25 protein-coding genes are annotated in these 20,777 nt (G+C 71.9%); 10 read left to right on the forward strand and 15 right to left on the reverse strand.

What is annotated here, in order from left to right; translation table 11 throughout:
• Positions 1 to 7: 7 nt before the first annotated feature.
• Positions 8 to 1,666: a phospho-sugar mutase gene (locus AB4039_RS18685; protein WP_442271233.1), complete on the forward strand. Its 1,659-nt coding sequence runs from the start codon at positions 8 to 10 to the stop codon at positions 1,664 to 1,666.
• Positions 1,667 to 1,690: 24 nt separating this feature from the next.
• Here AB4039_RS18685 and AB4039_RS18690 read toward each other — a convergent pair whose 3' ends face one another.
• The 4 genes from AB4039_RS18690 to AB4039_RS18705 form a co-directional block, all read right to left on the reverse strand.
• Positions 1,691 to 1,954 carry a TetR family transcriptional regulator C-terminal domain-containing protein gene (locus AB4039_RS18690; protein ID WP_442271249.1) on the reverse strand — a complete coding sequence of 88 codons (264 nt, stop codon included), beginning with the start codon at positions 1,952 to 1,954 and terminating at the stop codon, positions 1,691 to 1,693.
• A gap of 98 nt (positions 1,955 to 2,052) precedes the next feature.
• Complete coding sequence (locus AB4039_RS18695; RefSeq protein WP_442271234.1) at positions 2,053 to 2,616, reverse strand: GNAT family N-acetyltransferase; 564 nt, start codon at positions 2,614 to 2,616, stop codon at positions 2,053 to 2,055.
• A 14-nt stretch (positions 2,617 to 2,630) separates the two neighbouring features.
• Positions 2,631 to 3,866 (reverse strand): helix-turn-helix domain-containing protein, encoded by a 1,236-nt coding sequence (locus AB4039_RS18700; RefSeq protein WP_442271235.1) that lies wholly within the window; start codon positions 3,864 to 3,866, stop codon positions 2,631 to 2,633.
• The gene (locus tag AB4039_RS18705; RefSeq protein WP_442271236.1) at positions 3,863 to 4,183 is read right to left on the reverse strand and encodes a putative quinol monooxygenase; all 321 of its coding nucleotides are present in this window, start codon (positions 4,181 to 4,183) and stop codon (positions 3,863 to 3,865) included. Before AB4039_RS18705 ends, AB4039_RS18700 begins: the two co-directional genes overlap by 4 nt.
• Before the next feature lie 138 nt (positions 4,184 to 4,321).
• On the opposite strand from AB4039_RS18705, the gene AB4039_RS18710 reads away from it, so the two are divergent.
• Together AB4039_RS18710 and AB4039_RS18715 are read left to right on the forward strand one after the other, a co-directional pair.
• Complete coding sequence (locus AB4039_RS18710) at positions 4,322 to 4,459, forward strand: hypothetical protein (RefSeq protein ID WP_442271237.1); 138 nt, start codon at positions 4,322 to 4,324, stop codon at positions 4,457 to 4,459.
• Positions 4,452 to 4,709: a hypothetical protein gene (locus tag AB4039_RS18715; protein WP_442271238.1), complete on the forward strand. Its 258-nt coding sequence runs from the start codon at positions 4,452 to 4,454 to the stop codon at positions 4,707 to 4,709. The genes AB4039_RS18710 and AB4039_RS18715 overlap by 8 nt, the downstream gene beginning before the upstream one ends.
• A 542-nt stretch (positions 4,710 to 5,251) precedes the next feature.
• Here AB4039_RS18715 and AB4039_RS18720 read toward each other — a convergent pair.
• From AB4039_RS18720 to afsQ1, 3 genes are read right to left on the reverse strand one after another with little or no spacing between them, the layout of a single operon-like run.
• Complete coding sequence (locus AB4039_RS18720; protein ID WP_266841347.1) at positions 5,252 to 5,896, reverse strand: hypothetical protein; 645 nt, start codon at positions 5,894 to 5,896, stop codon at positions 5,252 to 5,254.
• Positions 5,880 to 7,367: a sensor histidine kinase gene (locus AB4039_RS18725; RefSeq protein WP_266841345.1), complete on the reverse strand. Its 1,488-nt coding sequence runs from the start codon at positions 7,365 to 7,367 to the stop codon at positions 5,880 to 5,882. The genes AB4039_RS18720 and AB4039_RS18725 overlap by 17 nt, the downstream gene beginning before the upstream one ends.
• Positions 7,364 to 8,041, reverse strand: a complete 678-nt coding sequence (gene afsQ1, locus AB4039_RS18730; RefSeq protein WP_180291024.1) for a two-component system response regulator AfsQ1 — start codon at positions 8,039 to 8,041, stop codon at positions 7,364 to 7,366. Before afsQ1 ends, AB4039_RS18725 begins: the two co-directional genes overlap by 4 nt.
• Positions 8,042 to 8,214: 173 nt before the next feature.
• On the opposite strand from afsQ1, the gene AB4039_RS18735 reads away from it, so the two are divergent.
• Positions 8,215 to 8,910 (forward strand): SigE family RNA polymerase sigma factor, encoded by a 696-nt coding sequence (locus AB4039_RS18735; RefSeq protein ID WP_266841343.1) that lies wholly within the window; start codon positions 8,215 to 8,217, stop codon positions 8,908 to 8,910.
• 148 nt (positions 8,911 to 9,058) lie between these two features.
• Here the strand turns inward: AB4039_RS18735 and AB4039_RS18740 are convergent, their stop codons facing one another.
• Positions 9,059 to 9,694, reverse strand: coding sequence for an ATP-binding protein (locus AB4039_RS18740; RefSeq protein WP_266841341.1), 636 nt, complete (start codon positions 9,692 to 9,694; stop codon positions 9,059 to 9,061).
• 147 nt (positions 9,695 to 9,841) lie between these two features.
• Between AB4039_RS18740 and AB4039_RS18745 the strand changes: the two genes are divergently transcribed.
• Positions 9,842 to 10,192 carry a hypothetical protein gene (locus tag AB4039_RS18745; RefSeq protein ID WP_266841339.1) on the forward strand — a complete coding sequence of 117 codons (351 nt, stop codon included), beginning with the start codon at positions 9,842 to 9,844 and terminating at the stop codon, positions 10,190 to 10,192.
• 188 nt (positions 10,193 to 10,380) lie between these two features.
• Here the strand turns inward: AB4039_RS18745 and AB4039_RS18750 are convergent, their stop codons facing one another.
• From AB4039_RS18750 to deoC, 3 genes are read right to left on the reverse strand one after another with little or no spacing between them, the layout of a single operon-like run.
• Positions 10,381 to 11,301 (reverse strand): aldehyde dehydrogenase family protein, encoded by a 921-nt coding sequence (locus tag AB4039_RS18750; protein WP_266841338.1) that lies wholly within the window; start codon positions 11,299 to 11,301, stop codon positions 10,381 to 10,383.
• Complete coding sequence (locus AB4039_RS18755; protein WP_266841337.1) at positions 11,294 to 12,730, reverse strand: aldehyde dehydrogenase family protein; 1,437 nt, start codon at positions 12,728 to 12,730, stop codon at positions 11,294 to 11,296. The genes AB4039_RS18750 and AB4039_RS18755 overlap by 8 nt, the downstream gene beginning before the upstream one ends.
• A 5-nt stretch (positions 12,731 to 12,735) precedes the next feature.
• Complete coding sequence (gene deoC, locus AB4039_RS18760) at positions 12,736 to 13,698, reverse strand: deoxyribose-phosphate aldolase (protein ID WP_266841823.1); 963 nt, start codon at positions 13,696 to 13,698, stop codon at positions 12,736 to 12,738.
• Positions 13,699 to 13,812: 114 nt separating this feature from the next.
• On the opposite strand from deoC, the gene AB4039_RS18765 reads away from it, so the two are divergent.
• From AB4039_RS18765 to AB4039_RS18775, 3 genes are all read left to right on the forward strand, one after another.
• Complete coding sequence (locus AB4039_RS18765) at positions 13,813 to 14,448, forward strand: PH domain-containing protein (protein ID WP_442271239.1); 636 nt, start codon at positions 13,813 to 13,815, stop codon at positions 14,446 to 14,448.
• A gap of 80 nt (positions 14,449 to 14,528) precedes the next feature.
• Positions 14,529 to 15,104, forward strand: a complete 576-nt coding sequence (locus AB4039_RS18770; protein WP_442271240.1) for a VanZ family protein — start codon at positions 14,529 to 14,531, stop codon at positions 15,102 to 15,104.
• A 68-nt stretch (positions 15,105 to 15,172) separates the two neighbouring features.
• Complete coding sequence (locus AB4039_RS18775; RefSeq protein WP_266841335.1) at positions 15,173 to 15,391, forward strand: PspC domain-containing protein; 219 nt, start codon at positions 15,173 to 15,175, stop codon at positions 15,389 to 15,391.
• A gap of 111 nt (positions 15,392 to 15,502) precedes the next feature.
• Here the strand turns inward: AB4039_RS18775 and AB4039_RS18780 are convergent, their stop codons facing one another.
• The 3 genes from AB4039_RS18780 to AB4039_RS18790 all read right to left on the reverse strand — a co-directional run bounded on the left by AB4039_RS18780 (position 15,503) and on the right by AB4039_RS18790 (position 17,936).
• Positions 15,503 to 16,249: a hypothetical protein gene (locus AB4039_RS18780; protein WP_266841334.1), complete on the reverse strand. Its 747-nt coding sequence runs from the start codon at positions 16,247 to 16,249 to the stop codon at positions 15,503 to 15,505.
• Between the two features lie 132 nt (positions 16,250 to 16,381).
• A complete protein-coding gene (locus tag AB4039_RS18785; protein ID WP_266841333.1) occupies positions 16,382 to 16,651 on the reverse strand; it encodes a hypothetical protein in 270 nt (89 codons plus the stop codon).
• Between the two features lie 136 nt (positions 16,652 to 16,787).
• A complete protein-coding gene (locus tag AB4039_RS18790) occupies positions 16,788 to 17,936 on the reverse strand; it encodes an adenosine deaminase (RefSeq protein WP_266841332.1) in 1,149 nt (382 codons plus the stop codon).
• A 113-nt stretch (positions 17,937 to 18,049) separates the two neighbouring features.
• Between AB4039_RS18790 and AB4039_RS18795 the strand changes: the two genes are divergently transcribed.
• Both AB4039_RS18795 and AB4039_RS18800 read left to right on the forward strand, forming a co-directional pair.
• The gene (locus AB4039_RS18795; RefSeq protein ID WP_266841331.1) at positions 18,050 to 18,769 is read left to right on the forward strand and encodes an alpha/beta hydrolase; all 720 of its coding nucleotides are present in this window, start codon (positions 18,050 to 18,052) and stop codon (positions 18,767 to 18,769) included.
• An 86-nt stretch (positions 18,770 to 18,855) separates the two neighbouring features.
• Complete coding sequence (locus AB4039_RS18800; protein ID WP_266841330.1) at positions 18,856 to 19,224, forward strand: cupin domain-containing protein; 369 nt, start codon at positions 18,856 to 18,858, stop codon at positions 19,222 to 19,224.
• Between the two features lie 28 nt (positions 19,225 to 19,252).
• Here the strand turns inward: AB4039_RS18800 and AB4039_RS18805 are convergent, their stop codons facing one another.
• A complete protein-coding gene (locus AB4039_RS18805) occupies positions 19,253 to 20,770 on the reverse strand; it encodes a CehA/McbA family metallohydrolase (protein ID WP_442271241.1) in 1,518 nt (505 codons plus the stop codon).
• Positions 20,771 to 20,777 lie beyond the last annotated feature (7 nt).

Below are 20,777 nucleotides of genomic sequence, written 5' to 3' on the forward strand. Positions count from 1 at the left end.
GGAAGCAGTGCAGGAACAGGCACAGGCACAGGACGACCTGATCACCCGGGCTCGCGCCTGGCTGGCCGAGGACCCGGACCCGGAGACGGCGGCGGAGCTCGCCACCCTCGTCGAGGCCGGTGACACCGCGGAGCTCGCGGACCGTTTCTCCGGCACGCTGCAGTTCGGCACCGCCGGTCTGCGCGGCGAGCTCGGCGCGGGCCCGATGCGGATGAACCGCGCCGTGGTCATCCGGGCGGCGGCGGGCCTGGCGGCCTACCTGAAGGCCCAGGGCCACGCCGGCGGCCTGGTCGTCGTCGGTTACGACGCGCGCTACAAGTCGGCGGACTTCGCCCGCGACACCGCCGCCGTGATGACCGGCGCCGGACTGCGCGCGGCCGTCCTGCCCCGGCCGCTCCCCACGCCGGTCCTCGCGTACGCCATAAGGCACCTGGGCGCCGTCGCCGGCGTCGAGGTGACCGCGAGCCACAACCCGCCCCGGGACAACGGCTACAAGGTCTACCTCGGCGACGGCTCGCAGATCGTCTCCCCGGCGGACAGCGAGATCGCGGCGGAGATCGCCCAGGTCACCACGCTCGACTCCGTCCCCCGCCCCGGATCGGGCTGGGAGAACCTCGGCGACGAGGTCCTGGAGGCGTACCTGGAGCGTACGGACGCCGTGCTGACCCCCGGGTCCCCGCGGGGCGTGCGGACCGTCTACACGGCCATGCACGGCGTCGGCAAGGACGTGGTCCTGGCCGCCTTCGCGCGCCACGGCTTCCCGACGCCGGTGCTCGTCGCCGAGCAGGCGGAGCCGGACCCGGCCTTCCCGACGGTCGCCTTCCCCAACCCGGAGGAGCCGGGGGCGATGGACCTGTCCTTCGCGAAGGCCGCCGAGGTACAGCCCGACATCGTCATCGCCAACGACCCGGACGCCGACCGCTGCGCGGTGGCCGTCCCCGACAACGGCGGCTGGCGGATGCTGCGCGGCGACGAGGTCGGCGCGCTGCTGGCGGCCCACCTGGTCCACAAGGGCGCGCAGGGCGTCTTCGCGGAATCGATCGTCTCGTCCTCCCTCCTGGGCCGGATCGCGGAGGCGGCCGGCGTCGGCTACGAGGAGACCCTGACGGGCTTCAAGTGGATCGCCCGTGTCGAGGGCCTGCGCTACGGCTACGAGGAGGCGCTCGGCTACTGCGTCGACCCCGAGGGCGTCCGCGACAAGGACGGCGTCACCGCCGCCCTGCTGGTGGCGGAGCTGGCCTCGGTCCTCAAGGAGCAGGGCCGCACCCTGACCGACCTGCTGGACGACCTGGCGATGGAACACGGCCTGCACCACACCGACCAGCTGTCGGTGCGCGTGGAGGACCTGTCGGTCATCGCGAACGCCATGGCCGCGCTGCGCGCCGAACCGCCGGTCTCCCTGGCGGGCCTGCGCGTGGTCTCGGCGGAGGACCTCAACCGGGGCACGGACAAGCTCCCGCCCACGGACGGCCTGCGCTACTACCTGGACGGCGCCTACAAGGCCCGGGTGATCTGCCGCCCGTCGGGCACCGAGCCCAAGCTCAAGTGCTACCTGGAGGTCGTGGTCCCGGTGGCCGAGGCCTCCGACCTGTCGGGCGCCCGCGTCACCGGCCAGGAGATCCTGGACGCGCTCAAAAAGGACCTCTCGGCGGCGATGGGCCTCTAAGCCCCAGCCCCCCTCACGGCCCCCTCAGCCCCGGCTGAGGGGGCCGTCGGCGTTCTTCTGGGCCAGCCCGGCCAGGTGCGCGTCCAACACCGCGCGGCACCGCGCGGGCCCCAGCAGGTCGGGGTGGAGCACCGCGCTCAGGCAGAGCCCGTCCAGCAGCGCGGCGAGCCGCTCGGTCTCCAGCGCGGGGTCGAGCCCGGAACGCAACTCCCCGGCGGCCTCCAGCCGCCGCTGACCGGCGGGAAGAACGGAGTTCCGCCCGCCCCGAACCAGAGAAGGACTCCCCAGCCCCTACCCGCACGAAAGGACGACCAGGCCGCCCTCCGGAGCACCCAAGCGCGACAGATCGCGTCTGATCTCGGCGTCCGCCGACCATCCGGGGCTGATCATGAGCCGCTTCCCGTGGAGGCGTCCGCGACCCGCAGCATCACGTCATACGGGGGCGCCCCCGGCCACGGACGCGCGTCGCCCACCTTGCGATACCCCCATGAGCGGTACGCGGCCACGGCCTCTCGGCTGTCCGGGTGGACGTTGAGCAGAACCCGTTCGGCATCGACAGTGGCGAGCAGGGCTTCGTGCAGACGGCGGGCGACGCCCTGGCGACGCCAGGCGGCACGGACGGCCATTTCCATCAGGCCGAAGGTCCGTCGGCCGTCCTCGCGGTGCATCTCCTCGGGCACCCGCTCCGTGAGCTGGTCCCACCAGCCCGCCTGCGGGCCGAGCGCGTAGCCGTACGCCATGCCGACCGGCTCGCCGCCATCAGTCGCCGCCAGGACCCCCCGGAAGGTGCTCTTGCGGGTCCAGGTCCGGAAACGCCGGAAGGCAGCCGACACGTCCGCCTCGGTTTCGGCATAGGGCGGTCCGGCGAACACCTCGGCATAGACCAACCGAAAAGCGTCCTCGACCAACGCCGCAGCCGGCCCGTCGAGCTGTTCGATCTCGATGTGCACTGACTGCCCGTCAGTCACCCGAGGCTGTCCGTGCGCTTGGCCAGCCCCCGGAGTTCATCGGACGCGGTACGTCCTGCGCCGAGCACCAGGTCCCTGATGACCGTGCGAGCCGCGATGTGGTTACGGATCATCTCCGGTGCCAGTTCTTCGGCGCGCAGCAGGCAGTCGAGCGAGTCCGCGTACTGGCGCCGCTGCGCGTGGGCCCGGCCCATGTCCATCAGCAGACGGGCCTGCCTCTCGACGGACAGGCCGTCCGTACGGAGTCCCTTGGAAAGGTCGAGCGCCTCACCCGCGTCGCCGAGGTCGACTGCGGTCGAGACGGCCTGGATCTCCACATTCGTCGGACCGAATTCGAGGTCGAAGTCGTTGCGGTCCTCACCCAGCCTCCGACCGACCATCCGAGCGGCTTCGATCTGCTGCCGCGCGGAAGACCTTGCTCCCGAGCGGGCGTGCACGAGTGCCAGAACCAGGTGCAGCGATCCCAAGACGGAAAGGTGCTGGGGCGTGGGCTCGCCCGTCCCGGACTGTTCGAGGGCGCTGACGGCCGCGACTGCGGCGTGCTCCGCCTGGTCGAGGTGCTTCAGTCGTACAAAGGCGTGGCACAGGCGGTAGATGCCGGCGAACACGCTCAGCGGATCGCCGGAGAGCTCGGCCTCGCGAATCGCCCGGTCCGCTGCGACCCATGCGGCATCCGCCTCGTGCTGGCGCACGAAAGCCGCGGCAAGGGCCTGGTAGGTCCTCGCCAGGAGATCGTGCAGTTCGGGTCGGTACTCTGCCGGCGCCGTACGGCAGGCCCGCTCCAACTTCGGGAGCACCGCGCTTATCACCGTACTCAGTTCAGCGAACTCGGCGCCGTGAGTGAGTCTCCAGATCGCGTCCACCGATGACCGGAGCCCCGGGAGGACGTCGGGCTGGAAGTCCTGGCGCGGAGCCATGAGGACATCGAGCGCGGGATGCCCGGAGAGGACCAGCCGGGCCCGGTCGAGGTCGTTGGTCTCCGCCCCCAGCGGCGTCGCGGCCTCGGCGGGCGCAGGGGCACTGGGCTGAAGTACCTGGAGCGGCACACCAAGACCATCGGCAAGCAGCCGCAACACGTCCAAGCGGTTGACCGGCTGGATGCCGCGCTCGACCTGTGACAGCCAGCTCGCGGTACGGCCGATGGCCGAGGCGAGTTCTCCCTGCGTCATGCCCTTCTGCTTGCGCAGATCGGCCACTCGCACCCCAAAGACGCGCCGCTCCTCGGAACTCACTGCCGTGCCGCCACCTTTCCGCCGATCACGTCGAGAAACGTGACCTCGACACCGGCAAGGTACTGGTCCCGCTGGGCAAGGAAGTGCTTGGTGTGCGGCTGTGCTTCGTGGGTGTCGAACGCGGCGCGGTCCGCGTACAGCTCGTAGAACACCCGGACCAGGGGCTCCCCCTCCGGCACGTGCGCCACATAGGTCAGCGTGCCCGGCTCCTCGCTCTTGATGCTCTCCAGAGTGGTCGCGCACAGCTCGTCGAATGCCCTCGCGGCTTCCTGATCGCGCAGTGAGAAGCGCACGACCAGGCCGAATCCCTCGCTCATGCGTGCTCCTTTCGAGTCGCAGACAGTCTCGCAGACACACAGTGATCCTACGAGTAACAGATTCTCTTGATTCACAGAAACGCTGCGAGTACCTTCGTAGTCACACTGCTACCTAACGTGAGCAAGCAAGGGGTGCGCATGCGCCAGATCTCCGTAGAAGCCGAAGACAGCCGGGCGGCCACGACGGTCGAGCCCAGCACGGACCTGCTCGACCGCGCCGCACGTACCGGCTGGGAGCGCTTCCTCGGCACCTTCGAGGGGACGTCCGATGAGTGAGCAGTACGAGTACGTCCCCCACCGCCTCCTGCACCGCCGCGTCCGCGACATCGCGTCCGGTACCGAAGGCGAGTTGATGGCCGTGGTCAACGAGAACGTCTCCGACACCGGAGCCGAGCGGTGGACGCGGCTGGCGTACATCCGCGACCCGTCCGGTCTCGAACTCACCACCGCAGTGGCCAACATCGTGCCCGCCGACTACATCGACACCCTGGAAGCCACCCTCAACCGCCGGTGGCCTGCGAACTGACCACGATCAGCCCCGGACGGTCGCCGGACGCCGAGCCGTGCGAAGCCCGTAGCGATCTGGCGCGCCGGGTGCTCCGCAGGACGGTCCGGTCGTCGTTTCGTGCGGGGAGGCCGTCCCCGGGCCCGGATCGACGGCACATCGGCCCGGTGTCGGGCGTGCCAGGCCGCAGGCGGCCCGTCGGTTCGCTGATGCGGCCGCTCCTGCCGCTCGTCCCCCGTGACCGTCCTTCTGGGGGCTTCCCGACAGTCTTTGGCATTCCGCGACGGGTCGGTCGGTCAAGGGTGGCCGAAGGCCATCGCGAAGCGACGCGACCGAAGGGAGCGCCCTTGACGGGCCGGCACGGCGCGGAAGGACAGTGAGACTGGCGGGAAACCCCCAGCCCCTCCCTGATGCCGCCCGGCCGGGGTCCCGCACCCGCGGACCCCGCCCCGCACCCGGGAGGCGGGTGGGCAGGCGCCGCAAAACGGGGAAGGCCGGGCCGGGGCGGGGTCGATGGGGAAAAGCCGGCCCGCGTCACGGGGCGGCATTCAGCCCCGCTCCCCTCAAGGCCTCGGCGACCCCGACGGTGACGCCGAAGGACGTACCAGCTCCCCCAGGGTCGGGACCGACTCCGGGCGGGAGCGGACCGCCTCCGTGCACTCCCACGCGCGCGGCGGGTCCGCGTCGGGGCCGCCCAGGACCACCGGCCCCGGCCCCGCCGACACCGCGTCGCTCGCCGCCAGGGTGCACACCACCTGCGACAGCGCCACCGGCTGCAGGTCCTCCGGCTTGCGGCTGAGGCGCAGCGTCCCCGCCGGGTCGCCCTGCCGCGTCGGGGCGACCGACAGCCCGTCCGGGACCACGGTGGTGAAGCCCGCGTCCCGTTGCTCCCCGGACGGCTGCTTCTCCAGCGCCTCCAGCAGCGCCTGCGCGACCAGCGCCACGGGGTCGCGCCCGGACCGCTTCTCGGGCGCCGGAACGACCCGCTCCACGCCGACCAGCTGCGAACCGCACACCAGCTCCACCGTGGCCCGAAAGCCCTGCACCCCGCTCTCGCCGGCCGGCTGCGCCGGGGTGTCGCAGGACACCCGGGACGGCGCCGCGCCCACGTCCACCGGCACCGTCGTCGCCCGGATCCCGCAGCCGGACAGCACGAGCAGCGCGGCCAGCCCGCCCAGCGTCGCCGGTTTGCTACGCGTCCACGTCATCCGGGATCACCTTCCCCACGTCCATCGGCAGCCGCAGGGTGAAGACGGCCCCGCCGTCCGCACCGTTCTCGGCCGTGATGTCACCGCCGTGGATGTGCGCGTTCTCCATCGCGATCGACAGGCCCAGCCCGCTGCCGTCCGACTTCGGCCGGGACGCGCTCGCCTTGTAGAAGCGGTCGAAGACGTGCGGGAGCACCTCCTCGGGGATGCCGGGACCGTTGTCCCTGACCGCGATCACCAGCTGCTCCCCCTCCACGGCCACCGACACCCGCACCGGCGAGCCGCCGTGCTTGAGGGCGTTGCCGATCAGGTTGGCCAGGATCACGTCGAGCCGGCGCGGGTCGAGCCGCGCCACGATCCCGCGCCCGGCGTCGAGTTCGACCGCGTCCAGCCAGGCACGGGCGTCGATGCAGGCCGTCACCTGGTCGGCGACGTTCACGTCGTCCAGCACCAGGCGCGCCGTACCCGCGTCGAAGCGGGTGACCTCCATGAGGTTCTCCACCAGGTCGTTCAGCCGCCGCGTCTCGCTCACGACCAGCCCCACCGCCGGCGCGATCATCGGATCGAGGTCCTCGACCTCCTCCTCCAGCACCTCGGCCACCGCGGTCAGCGCCGTCAGCGGCGTGCGCATCTCGTGCGACATGTCCGCCACGAACCGCCGGCTCGCCTCCTCGCGCGCGCTCATGTCGGCGACCTTCTTCTCCAGCGCCTCCGCCGTCTTGTTGAAGGTGTGCGCCAGGTCGGCGAGTTCGTCGGTGCCCGACACTTCCAGCCGGTGGTCCAGCTCACCCTCGCCGAGCCGGCGCGCCGCGTCCCCGAGCCGCTGTACGGGCTTGAGCACGGTCCGCGCCGCCGCCTGCGCGAGCAGCGCCGAGCCGAGCAGCGCCAGACCCGTCGCGATGGTCAACGACCAGCCCAGGGCGTTGAGGTCGGCCCGTTCCGTGGCGAGCGACTTGTACATGTAGCCCGTCGGTCCGCCGCCCACGATCCGGGTGCCCCCGACCAGGTGCGGGTTCCCGTTCGGCTTCGTCCGCTGCCAGTACATGTGGTACTCGGCGTCGTTGGCGGCCGTCGTCTTCTGCCGGTCGTTCACCGCGTGCTGGAGCGACTTCGGTACGTCGTCCAGCCCGAAGGAGTCCGCCCCGGCGGCGCCGAAGACCTTGCGGCCGTCCTTGCGTTCGTGCACGAGCAGCACGCTGTAGCCGGGACTGCTGCCCGCCATCAGCTCGGCGGTGCGCTGCATCTCCTCCGCGGTCGGGTCGGCGGGCAGCGCCGCGGCCCGGTTCTGCATCTCCTGGCGGAAGTCCCCGAGGGCCGCGTCCTGGGTACGGGTGAGCACCGCCTCGCGGTTGAGCCAGTAGGCGATCCCGGACGCGGAGACCGCGGCCGTCAGTGCGACCAGTGCGAACACCACCAGCAGCCGCAGCCGCAGGCTGGTCCAGCGCCGGCCCGCGAACAGGGCTCTGATCACTGCGGGGAGTCCAGCCTGTAGCCGACACCCCGGACGGTACGGATCAGCGTGGGCGAGGACGGCACTTCCTCGACCTTCGCGCGCAGCCGCTGCACGCAGGCGTCGACGAGACGCGAGTCGCCCAGGTAGTCGTGTTCCCAGACCAGGCGCAGCAACTGCTGGCGCGAGAGCGCCTGGCCGGGCCGGCGGCTGAGCTCCAGCAGCAGCCTCAGCTCGGTCGGGGTCAGCTGGAGGTCCTCGCCGTTCTTCGTCACCGTCATCGCGGCCCGGTCGATGACCAGGGAGCCGAACACGGCGGAGTCGCTCGCCTCGCGCTCACCGCGGCGCAGCACGGCCCGGATCCGGGCGTCGAGCACCCGGCCCTGGACGGGCTTGACCACGTAGTCGTCGGCACCCGACTCCAGGCCCACGACGACATCGATGTCGTCGCTGCGGGCCGTGAGCAGGATGATCGGCAGCTGGTCGGTGCGGCGGATCCGCCGGCACACCTCGAAGCCGTCGATCCCGGGCAGCATCACATCCAGCACGATCAGGTCCGGCCGCTGCTCGCGCAGCAGTTTCAGGCCGTCCTCTCCCGTCGCCGCGGTGGCCACACGGTGGCCCTGGCGTGACAGGGAAAGTTCGAGGGCCGTGCGGATGGCGTCGTCGTCCTCGATCAGCAACAGGAAAGGCACGCGCTCATTCTGTCCCATCGGCCGTCGGGACTCGACCGTCGTGCGTGCCGGATCCGGCCGCGGGTGGCTGTGACAGGCCTGTGACAGTCGAAGGACACCCCGGTTATGTCGGGCGGGCAGGCTTCTGTCATCGAAGCACGGACCGAAGCAGACTCCACGACGGGGGGCGCGAGATGAACACGCTGCACAGCACCACGACCAGCGCGGTTGTCACGCGGCTGCACGATGTGAACCGCCGGGCGGGTGTCCGTAACGTGACGGTCGCCCGTCCGCGGCCGGCACACATCACAGCCATTGACGCGAACCAGTACCAGGCGGTTCCCGCACCGCGCACCCCGTCCTCCACCTCGGAGGCGGAGTTCACGGCGTACGTCCAGGAGCGGCGGGCCGCGCTCTACGCGACGGCCTTCCACCTCACCGGCGACCGCCACGAGGCCGAGGACCTGCTGCAGAGCGCGCTGTTCTCCACGTACCGCGCCTGGGACCGGATCAGCGACAAGGCGGCCGTCGGCGGCTACCTGCGGCGCACGATGACGAACCTGCACATCAGTGCCTGGCGTCGGCGCAAGCTGAACGAGTACCCGACCGAGGAGCTGCCGGAGACGGCCTCCGACACGGACGCGATGCGCGGCACGGAACTGCGCGCGGTGCTGTGGCAGGCGCTGGCCCGGATCCCGGAGCCGCAGCGCACGATGCTGGTGCTGCGCTACTACGAGGGCCGCACCGACCCGGAGATCGCGGAGATCCTGGGCATCAGCGTCGGCACCGTGAAGTCGAGCATCTGGCGGTCGCTGCGGCGGCTGCGGGACGACGAGGCGCTGAGCTTCGGGCGGGACGAGGCGGAGTCCTTCGGGGAGCTCGTCGCGTAACGGCCATAGACCAAGCGGTCGGGGGGCCCGTCCCGCGGGGGTGGGGCGGGGGCCGCGGGGGGAGAAGAGGCGGGATCAAACGGCCGGGGGGCCGTGCGATCCCGCCTTTTCATTTCTCCACGCGCTTCGGGCCGGGGTGTTCGCCGTATCAGGCCGGGGTGTTCGCCGTGCGGTGGCGGCCGGCCGCCGCGGCGGCGAGACGGCCGAGGGCCTCGTCACGGGCGCAGGCGTACGCGCCGAGCGCGACGTGCCGCGCCACGATGCCCCGCTCGGCCCGCATCAGCCGCCAGCCCCTGCGCAGCAGGAACGGCATGGACTTGCGCCCCTCCCGGAGGTCACGGGCGAGCCGCCGCCTGAAGGTAGTCGAGGGCCGCCCGCGCAGGCAGATCGCGTCCGCGAGCAGCCCGAGCTGCTGGCAGCGCGCCACGATGTCGGCGGCGAAGATCCCCTCCGCGATGAACAGCGGGGTCCGGTCGATGTCCAGGGCCTCCGCGCCGGTGCGCGAGGAGGTGGCGATGGAGTACTCGGGGACCTCCGTACGACCCGTCGCACAGAGTTCCTCGATGGCGGCGACGGCGGCGTCCGCGTCCCAGGAGAGCGGGGAGTCCCAGTCGATGTCGGAGCTGCCCTCGACCAGCGGGAGGGTCGGGTCCGTCCCCTCCTTGTAGAAGTCGTCCAGGCGCAGTACGGGCAGGCCCGAGCGGGCCGCGAGCGAGGACTTGCCGGATCCCGAGGGACCGGTCAGCAGGACGACGCGCGTGGGAAGGGGAGATGAACAGCTCACAGGACACCAGTGTGCGGCATGACCCGGCGTATCAACACACCGCGGACAGCCGCTGCGACGACCCTCACACCGTTCGGCGGTTGGAAACCGGCCGACGCTCTCGGCTACGCTGCGTGCGCACGCGACTACGACCACAGGCGGGAACCCATGGCACGTCACGCAGCCTCCGACCCTTCGCCGAAGCGGCTCCGCGCCGCCGGCCTGACCCTCTCCATGGCCGGCGCGGCCCTGGCGATGGCGGCAGGCGCCGCACAGGCCGGGGAACTCGACGTCCCCGCGGCCGTGGCGGGGGTCGCCAATCCGCTCGGGAACCTGAAGGTGAACCCGCTGGCGCACACCGGCGTGGACCCCCTGGACAACGGCGTGGCCACGAAGGTGGCCGATTTCCCCTCGGTCGGCACGGGGATGGTCACCGGAATCCTGACGCAGGGCCCGTCGGTGAAGGAGATCCCGACGGCCGCCGTGTCCTCCCTGCTTTCCCCGGTCCTGCCGAAGTAACTTCCGCAGCCCCCACGGTCGGCTGAGCCGAAGGGGCCGACCTCCGCAGCCCCCACGGTCGGCTGAGCCGAAGGGGCCGCGTCGGCGAAGGCGGGCGAGCGCCCGGAGGGATTCGCGAGGAACGAGCGAATCCCGAGGACGCACGCCCGCCTGGAGCCGACATCGGCGGGCCCGGAGGCGAAGCCGACCTAGTAAGAGCTGCCGCCCGCGCCCAGGGAGCCCGTCGGGTGCCAGACCGTCTTCGTCTCCAGGAAGGCGGTCATGCGCGCGGTGCCCGGGTCGGCGTTCCAGTCGTCCACAGGCTGTGGACGCAGGACGCGCTTGAGGTTGTCCGCCGCCGCGATCTCCAGCTCCTTGGCCAGGGCCGCGTCGGCACCCGCCAGGTCGATCGCGTTGACGTCCTGGTGGGAGGCCAGGTGGGGGCCCATCTCGCCGGCCTTGCCGGAGAGGATGTTGACCACGCCGCCCGGCAGGTCGGAGGTGGCCAGCACCTCGCCCAGGGACAGGGCGGGGAGCGGGGACTTCTCCGAGGCGATGACCACGACGGTGTTGCCGGTGGCGATCACCGGGGCGATCACCGAGACCAGGCCCAGGAACGACGAGTCCTGCGGGGCCACGACCGTGACGACGCCCGTCGGCTCCGGGGTGGAGAGGTTGAAGAACGGGCCCGCGACCGGGTTGGCCCCGCCCACGATCTGGCCGATCTTGTCCGTCCAGCCCGCGTACCAGACCCAGCGGTCGATGGCCGCGTCGACGACCGCGCCGGCCTTCGACTTGGACAGGCCCTCGGCCTCGCCGACCTCGCGGACGAACTGCTCGCGGCGGCCCTCCAGCATCTCGGCGACGCGGTAGAGGATCTGGCCGCGGTTGTACGCGGTCGCGCCCGACCAGCCGCCGAAGGCCTTGCGGGCGGCGACGACCGCGTCACGGGCGTCCTTGCGGGAGGACAGCGGGGCGTTGGCCAGCCAGTTGCCCTTGGAGTCCGTCACTTCGTACACCCGGCCGCTCTCGGAGCGGGGGAACTTGCCCCCGACGTACAGCTTGTAGGTCTTGAAGACGCTCAGACGCCCGGCGGGGGAACCGCCCTTTTCGACACTTCGCTCAGACATCGAGGTAGCCCTCCAGGCCGTGGCGGCCGCCCTCGCGGCCGAAGCCCGACTCCTTGTAGCCGCCGAAGGGCGAGGTCGGGTCGAACTTGTTGAACGTGTTGGCCCAGACGACACCCGCGCGGAGCTTGTTCGCGACCGCGAGGATGCGCGAGCCCTTCTCCGTCCAGATGCCGGCGGACAGGCCGTACTGGCTGTTGTTGGCCTTGGCGACGGCCTCGTCCGGGGTGCGGAACGTCAGCACGGACAGCACCGGGCCGAAGATCTCGTCGCGGGCGACGGTGTGCGCCTGGGTGACGTTCGTGAAGAGCGTCGGGGCGAACCAGAAGCCGGCGGACGGGAGCTCGCACGCGGGGGACCAGCGCTCGGCGCCCTCGGCCTCGCCGGTCTCGGCGAGCGCGGTGATCCGGGCGAGCTGCTCGGCGGAGTTGATCGCGCCGATGTCGGTGTTCTTGTCGAGCGGGTCGCCCAGGCGCAGCGTGGAGAGGCGGCGCTTGAGGGAGTCCAGCAGCTCGTCGTGGATCGACTCCTGGACCAGCAGGCGGGAGCCCGCGCAGCAGACCTGGCCCTGGTTGAAGAAGATGCCGTTGACGATGCCCTCGACGGCCTGGTCGATGGGCGCGTCGTCGAAGACGATGTTGGCGCCCTTGCCGCCCAGCTCCAGGGTGACCTTCTTGTCGGTGCCGGCGACGTGGCGGGCGATCTTCTTGCCCACGGCGGTCGAGCCGGTGAAGGCGACCTTGTTGACGTCCGGGTGCTCGACGAGGGCCGCGCCCGCGTCGCCGTAGCCGGTGAGGATGTTGACGACGCCCTTGGGCAGGCCCGCCTGGCGGCAGATGTCCGCGAAGAACAGGGCCGAGAGGGGGGTCGTCTCCGCCGGCTTCAGCACGACCGTGTTGCCGGTGGCGAGCGCCGGGGCGATCTTCCACGCGAGCATGAGGAGGGGGAAGTTCCAGGGGATGACCTGGCCGGCCACGCCGAGGGGGCGCGGGTTGGCTCCGTAGCCCGCGTGGTCGAGCTTGTCCGCCCAGCCCGCGTAGTAGAAGAAGTGCGCGGCGACGAGCGGGAGGTCCGCGTCGCGGGTCTCCTTGATCGGCTTGCCGTTGTCCAGGGTCTCCAGGACGGCCAGCTCGCGGCTGCGCTCCTGGATGATCCGGGCGATGCGGAAGAGGTACTTGGCGCGCTCGGAACCGGGCAGCGCGGACCACTTCTCGAAGGCCCTGCGGGCGGCCTTCACGGCGCGGTCGACGTCGGCGGCGCCGGCCTGGGCGACCTCGGCGAGGACTTCCTCGGAGGACGGGGAGATGGTCTTGAAGACCTTGCCGTCGGCGGCCTCGGTGAACTCGCCGTCGATGAAGAGCCCGTAGGAGGGGGCGATGTCGACGACCGAGCGGGACTCGGGGGCCGGTGCGTACTCGAAAAGGGATGCCATGGTGATCAGTCCACCGTCACGTAGTCGGGACCGGAGTAACGCCCGGTGCTCAGCTTCTGGCGCTGCATGAGCAGGTCGTTCAGCAGGCTGGAGGCGCCGAAGCGGAACCACTCGTTGGTCAGCCAGTCCGCGCCCGCGGTCTCGTTGACCAGGACCAGGAACTTCAGCGCGTCCTTGGTGGTCCGGATGCCGCCGGCCGGCTTCACGCCGATCTGGATCCCGGTCTGCGCCTTGAAGTCGCGGACGGCTTCGAGCATCAGCAGCGTGTTGGCCGGGGTGGCGTTGACGCCGACCTTGCCGGTGGAGGTCTTGATGAAGTCGGCGCCCGCGAGCATGCCGATCCAGGAGGCGCGGCGGATGTTGTCGTAGGTCGACAGCTCGCCGGTCTCGAAGATCACCTTGAGCCGGGCGGCGGTGCCGTCCTCGCGGACGCACGCCTCCTTGACGGCCTTGATCAGCTCGTACGTGTCCAGGTAGCGGCCGGCGAGGAAGGCGCCACGGTCGATGACCATGTCGATCTCGTCGGCGCCGGCGGCGACGGCGTCACGGGTGTCGGCGAGCTTGACGGGCAGCGCCGCGCGGCCGGCCGGGAAGGCGGTGGCGACGGAGGCGACCTTGACGTCGGCGCCGTTCAGGCCGGCCTTGGCGGTGGCCACCATGTCGGGGTAGACGCAGACCGCGGCGGTCATCGGCGTGCTGCGGTCGGTCGGGTCGGGGTTGACGGCCTTGGCGGCGAGCGCCCGCACCTTGCCCGGGGTGTCCGCACCCTCAAGCGTGGTCAGGTCGATCATCGAGATGGCCAGGTCGATGGCGTACGCCTTGGCCGTCGTCTTGATCGAGCGGGTGCCGAGCGAGGCCGCGCGGGCCTCCAGGCCGACTGCGTCTACGCCGGGCAGCCCGTGCAGGAAGCGGCGCAGCGCGCTGTCGGACGTCGTCACGTCAGCGAATGCGGTGAGGGTGGTGGGCATGGTCACCACATGAGCATATCTACGCGCGTAGCTGCCTGTCACCCCCCTCGCGCACATCTGCGCGTGACATCCGTCATCGGTGCGCCCGGCCGGGCGTACGGCACAATCGGCGGCATGACTACGCCCTCCCCCCACGAGCCGGTCTACGCCGACCGCGTCTACCGCTCCCCCATGGCCGTCGTCACCGGGGTGGTGCTGCTGGCCCTGATCGCCTGGCTGTGCGGGGACGCCGTCGTGCGCGGCGAGGGGGGCGCCCGCTGGGTCGGGCTCGCCATCGCACTGTTCGCCGTACCGCTGACGGTCGCCTTCACCCTGCGGCCGGCCGTGTTCGCCAACGACGACCGGATGCGGGTGCGCAACCCCTTCCGCATCATCGAGCTGCCCTGGGGGGCCGTGGACGCGGTGCGCGCCGGGTACTCGGCGGAGGTGCTCGCGGAGGGGTCGAAGTACCAGCTCTGGTCGGTGCCGGTGTCGCTGCGCGAGCGCAAGAAGGCGAGCCGCAAGTTCAGCCGCCGTGATGCGCTGGGCGGCAAGGGGCTCGGGCAGGACGGCGGCGCGGGCGCCGCGGGCGCGGCCGGTCCCGAGCGGGCCGCCGCCGACCAGGTCGTGGACGAGCTGCGTGAGCTCGCCGAGCGCGGGGCCGCGCGGCCCGGGGCGCAGGGCTCCGTCTCCGTGAAGTGGGCCTACGAGATCATCGCTCCCACCGTGGTCGGCGCGGTAGCGCTGATCGTCCTGCTCGCCACGGGCTGAGCCGGCGCGCGATCAGCGAATTGCGTCACTCCCCCGGCAGGTCCGGAACCGGCGCCGCCGGGGGGTGCGTCCTCCCGGGTGTGCACCGTCTTGAGGGCAGCGGCAGCGCCGCCACCGCCACACAGTTCCCGCTCCGGCTCCGCCTCCTGAGCGGGGCCCTGCTGGCCGCTCATCTGGTCCTCGTCGGGTGGCTGACCCTGCGCCCGCTGGACGTCCCCTGGGCGGCGGCGGCGAACCTGGACTTCCTGGAGGGCATCCGGGCGGACCTCGCCTACGGGCCGCTGGAGGCCGCGCGGCGGATCGGCGAGGGGGTGGCCCTGCTGGCCCCGCTGGGGGCGCTGCTGCCGCTGGCCGGCGGCCGGCTCACCCACTCGTCGCTGGGCGCGTGGTCCTCGCTGGCGCGTACGACGGCCGCCACGGTGCTGATCTCCCTGAGCATCGAGATGCTCCAGAGCGCGGTCCCGGGCCGGGTCGTGGACGTGGACTCGCTGCTGCTGAACACCCTCGGGGTGGTCCTCGTCCACCTCGCCGTGCTGCCGGCCCTGAGGGCCCGGATGCGGCGCTCGCTGCGGCCTCAGGGGTCCACCCCGAGAATTACCAGGGTCGGCCTCGCCCCTTGGGCCGAGGTCCTGTCGGCGGTACCGCGGGAGTATTGAGACATCGCACGGGACACGGGATTCCGAGCGGTTCCGATACGAAAGTCCCGCTACGAAGGAGACAGACCATGAGCGCGATGACCCGCCCCCGTGACGGACGGATGATCGGTGGCGTCTGCGCCGGCCTCGCGCGCCGCTTCGGAATCAAGACGCGGACGATGCGCATCATTTTCGTGCTCTCGTGCCTGCTGCCCGGCCCGCAGTTCCTGATCTACCTGGCGCTGTGGCTGCTCATGCCGAACGAGAAGTCCTCTTCCGCCACCGGTTCGGCGCGGACCGCCTGGTAGTCCGGGCCGCGGCGGCCCCGGCCGCCGGGGTGGTCCCGCCCCGGTCCCCGGCGGGCCCGGGAGGAATCCGAACGGAATCCCAACGGAATCCGAGCGGAATCCCAGCGGCGCTCAGCGCGCCTTGCGGACCTTCTCCAGCTGCTTGTCGGCCACTTCCTGCGGGACCAGCACCTTCTTGTCGGCGGAGGCCACGTTGAGGGCCATCAGACGCACGACCCGGTCCCCCTCGCGCACGACGACCAGGTGGACCTGCGCCGAGACGCCCGCGGCGGCGGCCGTCGTGGTCCAGCTGACGCTCTCGTCGCCATCGGCCTTGTAGGGGGTCGCCTTCACGTCGCGGTAGCTGCCGGTCTGCTTCTGGACGGTGGCGGTGAAGCCCGCGCCGCAGGCCGCAACGGCCTCGCGCAGCCGGGAGAGGACCCGCTTGGCGTCGCTCTCGCCGTAGGAGCTGACGGAGGCGGAGACCGCGAGCCCGGCCTGCTTCTGCGAGCCGACGCCGCGGTTGACGGTCTCGTGCGCCGCCGGGTCCGGCTTGTCGCCCATGACGTCGGCGAGGGGCTGGCAGGCCTTCTTGTCCGCCTGCGGCTGGCCGTCGGGGGCGTTCGGGTTCTTGCCCTGCGCGGAGATCTGATAACCGGCCAGGTCGCCCTGCTGGAGGGCGGCCGCCTCCAGGGTGGCGTCCTTCGCCTTGGGCGCGGCGGAGACGGCCGGGGCGCCGGAGGCACCCGGGGCGGGGGCCGCCGCGGAACCCTTCGGGTCCGGGGACTTGCCCGCTGCGGGGGCCGGTGATCCACTGCACCCCACCGCCGCGAGGAGCAGGCAGGGAACCAGTGCGACCATCGTCGCTCGTGCCTTCATGCGCATGACCTAGACCTCATACCCCGTGCGTCGGCGGGCAGTTGGTGGCGATCGTGGCACACCGCGCGGCGGAGTACACACCCGTTCGAGGGGGTGTGCGTCCGCCGCACGCGCGTGCGCATCGCGGCAGCGTCAGCCGCCGAGGCCGTTCAGGGCGCCGGTGGCCGGGGCCAGGCCGCCGAGCAGGTTGGTGACCGGGGCGGTCGGGTCGGAAGACTGCTGACCGTCCTGGCCGTGCTCGGTCTGGTTCGTGAGCGAGCTGGTGGCCCCCGTGACGGTGCCGAGGGCGTCCGTCAGGTTGGCGGCCGGCAGCCCGGCGGCGGAGGCGGTACCGGCAGCGCCCGCGGCGAGGGCGGCTCCGACGACAGCGAGACCGAGGGACTTGGCAGCTGACAGCTTCATGAATTGTCCTTGCGACGGGGAATTGAGCGGCTCCGCAAGCTAGTCACTTCAAACCCCCGGCCGCAAACATCAGTCAATATGAGAAAGCGCCCGGGAGCTGGTGCTCCCAGGCGCTTTCCGTGCGTTATCCCGTGGCCTAGGCCGATACGGTTCCGCTGGTCGAAGCGGTCTGACGGAACAGCCACTCGGACTTCAGCTCCGCATAGCCCGGCTTGATCACGTCGTTGATCATCGCCAGTCGTTCATCGAAAGGAATGAACGCGGACTTCATCGCATTGACGGTGAACCACTGCATGTCGTCGAGCGAGTAGCCGAAGGCCTCGACCAGGTGCTCGAACTCGCGGCTCATGCTGGTGCCGCTCATCAGCCGGTTGTCGGTGTTGACCGTCAGACGGAAGTGCAGCTTGCGCAGCAGACCGATCGGGTGCTCGGCGTACGAGGCGGCCGCGGCCGTCTGCAGGTTCGAGCTCGGGCACATCTCCAGGGGGATGCGCTTGTCCCGGACGTACGAGGCCAGGCGGCCCAGCTTCACCGAGCCGTCCTCGGCGACCTCGATGTCGTCGATGATCTTCACGCCGTGGCCGAGCCGGTCGGCGCCGCACCACTGCAGGGCCTGCCAGATCGACGGCAGGCCGAAGGCCTCGCCCGCGTGGATCGTGAAGTGGTTGTTCTCGCGCTTGAGGTACTCGAACGCGTCGAGGTGACGGGTGGGGGGGAACCCGGCCTCGGCACCGGCGATGTCGAAGCCGACCACGCCGTTGTCGCGGTAGCGGTTGGCCAGTTCGGCGATCTCCAGCGCGCGGGCCGCGTGCCGCATGGCCGTCAGCAGCGCCCCGACGCGGATGCGGTGGCCGTTGGCCTTGGCGCGGCGCTCGCCCTCGCGGAAGCCGTGGTTGACCGCCTCGACGACCTCTTCGAGGGTCAGGCCGGCTTCCAGGTGCTGCTCCGGGGCGTAGCGGATCTCGGCGTACACGACGCCGTCCTCGGCCAGGTCCTCGGCGCACTCCGCGGCGACCCGGAACAGGGCCTCCTTGGTCTGCATGACCGCGCAGGTGTGCGCGAAGGTCTCCAGGTAGCGCGGGAGGGAGCCGGAGTCGGCGGCTTCGCGGAACCAGATGCCCAGCTTGTCGGCATCGGTCTCGGGAAGGTTCTCGTAGCCGACCTCGCGGGCCAGCTCGATGATGGTCCCGGGGCGCAGCCCACCGTCGAGGTGGTCGTGCAGGAGCACCTTCGGGGAGCGGCGGATCTGATCCGGGGTGGGCAGGTTGGGGGTCTCGCTCGTCATCTGCGCACTCTAGCTCCTACGCGCGTAGAGCGCCGGTTGGCGCAGGGGGTCGATATGTAACAGAGACCGTACGGACGGGTGGCGTACACCTGTCAGTCTGAGACTGTTCCGCCATGGCACAGCATGCGCCGCCGGCGCGCGGGGCCCGTCTGGGGCGGGCGGCCGGCGCGAACGGCTCGGGTTCGACGGTCAGTGGTGTGGTCCTCCTGCTTCCCGGAGCGTCCAGATTCTCCCCCGGTCCGGTGCGTCCGCTCGCGCGGGCACTGGCCCGGGCGGGCGGACGGGACGGGCTGGTCGCGCACACCGTGGCGCACGGCGCGGGCTCCCGGGAGGAGGCCGCGCGGTGGGCGGTGGACGAGGCGGTACGGCTCTACGGGGACGTCCCCGTGTGCCTGGCCGGCTACTCCGCGGGCGGCGGGGCGGCCCTGCGGGAGGCGGGGCACGATGCCGTCAACTCGGTGCTGGCGCTCGCCCCTTGGCTGACGGAGGCCGCGCGCGAGGCCTCCCCTGAACCGGTGAAACAGCTCGCGGGCCGCCACGTGCTGATCGTGCACGGCACGAACGACGCGCGCAGCGACCCGGAGGCCTCCTTCCGGCTGGCGGCGCGGGCCAAGAAGGCGAATCGTTCTACCTGCCGGTTCGAAGTGCACTCCGACGGCCACGGGTTGCGGGACCACCAGGCGGAAGTGGTGGCGCTCTGCGTCGACTTCGTCCTCGGGTCGATGTTCTCCGGGCGGTACTCGCGGCCGGTGACCGATGCCCTGGCCGCGCCGCCTCCGCTGGGGCTGCGGATGCCGCTGGCCTCGGGATTCGGGCGGTCCCTGCGGGGCTGAGGCTCCGCTGTCGGACGGGCGGCGCGAGCGTAGAGTGAGGAGTGGACTCGGGGTGGCTCGGGGTGCCTTGCGGGAGGCGATGACCCATGGCCGGACTGGTGCGCAGAAGCTTCGACAGCGCCGACGAGACGCGGCCGTTCGAGGGCGGAAAGGGCAGGCTGGACCTCCTCCAGACCGCCGACGGGCCCGTGGGGCGGGCCGTGTTCGAGCCGGGCTGGAAGTGGTCCGAGCACGTCAAGCCGCTGGCGGGCACCGACAGCTGCGAGGCCGCGCACACCGGGTACGTGGTGAGCGGCCGCATCCAGGTCGTCATGGACGACGGGGAGAGCGGCGAGTACGGCACCGGTGACTTCCTGCAGATCGCGCCCGGACACGACGCCTGGGTGCTGGGGGACGACCCCTGTGTCGTCCTGGACTGGACGGGCTACGGGAGCTTCGCGAAGCCCGCGTCCTGATCCGTCACCCGCCGGGGCGCCCGCCGGATCACCTGCCGGGTCGGTCGGGTCGCCCGTCGAGGAAGACCGGATTGGTGAGCGCCGCCGGGGCGCCCGGCAGCGGCGGGGCGCCCGCGGGATGGCGGACCTCCGCCCGCACGTAGGCCGAGCGCGCCGGCGTGGTGTGCCACTCCACCGGGGCGGGCACCGCGTCGGCCGCGTCGGCCGCCGCGGTGAGGACCACGCCTTGGTCGGTCACCAGCCGCAGCTCGCAGCCCTCGGCGGCGGAGCCGGTCACCGAGAGCCGTACGAGCACGTCCGTGTCCGGGTCGGGGGTGGACAGGCGCCCGCCGATGCCGGCGTGGGCGCCGCGGGGGGTCACGGCGTCGAAGGAGACGGTGACGCGGTCGGACTCCGCGGCGTAGGACCGGCCGGAGCGCAGGCCCGCGAGGACCGCGTCGCGGGTGAGGTCGTCGGCCAGGACGACGGTCTGCGGGGTGCCGACCCGGTCCGGGTCGCGGTGGTGGTCGCTGCCCGCGACGGCCGGGAGCCAGCGCTCGCCGCGGGCGCCGCGCAGGGTGGCGTCCCAGGAGGCCAGCGCGACCTCGTCGTCCGGGGTCCAGGGGCCGTTCCAGACCTCGACCGCGTCGGCCTCGCCGAAGCCGAACTTCCAGGCGCAGCCGATGCAGGTGGCGTGCGGGTGCGCGGGCACGACGAGGCCGCCGGCGCCCCGGATCGTACGGGCGAACCGGCCGAAGCGGTCGTCGCGGGCCCGGTAGCGCCAGTCGACGAAGGTGCCGGGGTCGGTGCCGACGGCCAGGACGTGGCCGGTGCGGGTGGTGACCTCCTCACCGGTGAGGACGAGGAGCTCCGGGGGGACGACGTCGGCCCAGGCGGTGTGCGCGGAGTGGGTGTTGTGGTCGGAGGAGTTGATGAAGTCCAGGCCGGCGGCGCGGGCTAGGGCGGCTATCTCGGCCGGGGTGCGGCGCCCGTCGGAGTGCACGGAGTGGACGTGGCAGTCGCCGCGGTACCAGGCGCGGCCGCGGCCCCGGGCCCGCTGCGGCGGGTAGCGGCGCGGGGCCCCGGGGGCGGCGGGTCCGTAGGAGAACGTCGCGGTGATCTCGTACGGGAGCCCTTGCGGGGCCACCGTGTACGGGCCGAGGAGCAGGTGCCAGCGGCCGGCGTCGATGGGGCCGGGCAGGTAGCCGGGGGTGGCGCCGTCGGTGCGCAGGAAGAACTCCGCGCGGGCGCCGCCGGACCAGCCGCGGAAGCCGTGGCCGCCGAGGGCGGTGCCGCGCGGGTCGAAGATGCCGATGTCGAGGGCGTTGCCGGGGGTGCCGGGCGGCACCGGGGGCTTCTCGTAGGTGTAGGAGACGTGCAACTCGCTTACGCCGGCGGGGACGTCCAGGGGGACTTCGACGAAGTCCGGGGCGCCCGCGGGGATGGTGCCGCGCAGGGTCCTGGTCGTGGGGGCTCCCCCGGTGCCGGTGCCCGTGCCGGTGACGGCGGCGGGGACGTGCGGGGCGGCCGAGGCGGCCGCCAGCAGATCACGTCGGGTCATCGCCATGTCCCCA

Source organism: Streptomyces sp. M-16, assembly GCF_052114405.1.
GTDB lineage: Bacteria > Actinomycetota > Actinomycetes > Streptomycetales > Streptomycetaceae > Streptomyces.